We start from the raw sequence: 2,070 nt of genomic DNA, 5'->3' as shown, positions 1-2,070 counted from the left end.
GACGACGAGGTCGGCGGGCCGGTCCCAGGTGGCCGCGTCCGCGCTGTGGAACCTGACCCGCTCGGCGGCTCCCCGTTCCGTCGCGCGTCGCCGGGCCCGTTCACCGTCGTCGGCGTGGCGTTCCACGCCGTCGCCGGCGATGCCGTGAGCCTCGCACAGCCGCAGGAGCAGCTCGCCGTTGCCGCAGCCCAGGTCCAGGGCTCGCCAGCCCGCCCCGGTGGGGGCCAGTCGCCGGACCAGGTCCGTCACCCGATCCTCGCCGAGCGGCGCGTTGTAGGTCAGGTTGGCCGCGGCGGCGGCCAGGTACGTACTGCGATCCTGGCTCTTCACCGGGCCACGGTACGACAGTGTGCCCGTGCCCGAGGGACGTCACGGCGGCGGCCGGGACTCCCCCAGTTGTATGGAGGGCCCGGAACCGAAGTGGGATGCTGTTGGTTAATTCGGGTTCTGCTGCTTCGCCCCGTCGGATCTATCCGGCGGGGCGAAGTTGTGCGAAGTGGCTGATGCGGGCGGCGGCTCGGGGTGTTTCGGTGAGGTGGGCGTCTATCCGGGCGAGGTTCATCGCGGCGCCGGTGAGTTGGTGTTGCAGGGCAGTTTTGTCCAGGCCGCGGTAGCGGGATCTGCGCAGGCCGCAGCGTTGGACGCCTTGGGAGATGGTCCCCTCGACGCCGGCGCGGATCTTGTAGCGGTGTTTCCAGTCGTCGGTCTGCTGTTGTCGTCTGGCGTTGCGGACGGTGTCGTGTTCGGCCCGGTGGCGCAGAGTGAGCTCCCGGCGTTCGGCTTTGGGTGAGCTGACGCAGTCGCGCAGGCTGGGGCAGACGCGGCAGTCGGCGGGGTTGAACCGGACCCGGATCACCGGCAGGCCGTGCTGGGAGCGCCGATGATGCCATTGCGTGCTGGTGACGCCGGTGGGGCAGGTCACATGCTGCCGGTCCCAGTCGATAGTGAAGGCATCCTGCCCATGGCGGCTGCCGCGTTGCGTCGTGGTGTCGGCACCGATAGGCCCCTGCAGGTCGACGTCGTGTTGGGTGCGGGCAGCCACAACTTGAGCGGCGTTGGGGTATCCGGCATCGACCCAGTGCTCCGCGGGCAGGCAGTCACGCCCGGCGAGACCGGCGTGGATCACCTCTGCCATCACGCTGTCCGCGACGGTGGCGCAGGTGGTGGCCACGTTCGTGACCAGGTTCGGGGCGTGCGGCTCACAGGTCTCGGTGAGGTGGACCTTGTATCCGTCCCAGCAGGTGTCCCGCTTGACGCTGCCGCGTGCCTCGGCGTCATGCGGGGTGACCAGGCGTATCGCGCCCGGCGGCCGGTCTTTTGGGTCCCGCCGTCGCACCTCGCCCTCGACCAGGTGGAAGTGCTGGACCCACACCTGCCGCAGGATCTCCACCGCCTCCAGCTCCCGCGCCTGCTCAGGCGAACCGGCCGAGAACACCGCCTCCAGCCAGCCCGGGGCATCCCGAGCGAGCGCGTTCAACGCCGCACGCAGTGTCTCGACGACCATCCAACCAACACAGCTCACGAGCCGCCGACACCACGTGCGTGGAGTCGGTCCTGGCCCGACCCGTCGTCTTCAGCAGCCCTTTCTCCCGGGCTGCGGCCAACACGCCGTCCAACACCCGCCGCCCCGCGTCCGCCTGCACCAGCCGGTCCCTGAACTCCGACAACACCGAGAGGTCGAAGCCCGGATCATCCAGCTCCAGCCCCAAGGCGTACTTGAAGTCGATCCTGGCCCGCACCGCCTCCGCGGCCTGCCGATCGGTGAGCCCCTCAACGAACTGCAACACCAACACCACCACCAACCGGCCCGGTGACCAGGCAGGCTTCCCCCGGACCGGGAACAAGTCCGCGAAATCAGCGTCGGTGAACAACACCCCCAACTCGTCGCGCACCCGAATCGCCAGGCTGCCCTTCGGGAACGCGGCCCGCGCCACCCGCACCGTCTCCGCCGGAATCTCCCCCAACACCCGCAACCGCAACGACACCCGCAACCCACCCCAATACGAAAACGTCGGCCATAAAAAACAACAACAAGAGATTTATGGCGCCCGAAAACCAAAAACCAAATAA

Annotated in this window: 1 protein-coding gene and 1 pseudogene; both read right to left on the bottom strand. The window is 68.6% G+C overall.

Annotation, left to right across the window (positions count from 1 at the left end):
- On the bottom strand, window positions 1-330 hold a 330-nt coding region (locus tag AB0B91_RS65415), incomplete at its 3' end, for a methyltransferase domain-containing protein (protein ID WP_358343089.1).
- A gap of 139 nt (window positions 331-469) precedes the next feature.
- Window positions 470-1,985 (bottom strand): annotated as a pseudogene (locus tag AB0B91_RS65410) (IS1182 family transposase).
- Window positions 1,986-2,070 lie beyond the last annotated feature (85 nt).

Source organism: Nonomuraea sp. NPDC049141 (assembly GCF_040648415.1).
GTDB lineage: Bacteria > Actinomycetota > Actinomycetes > Streptosporangiales > Streptosporangiaceae > Nonomuraea.
This window is presented reverse-complemented; position numbering and strand designations above follow the sequence as displayed.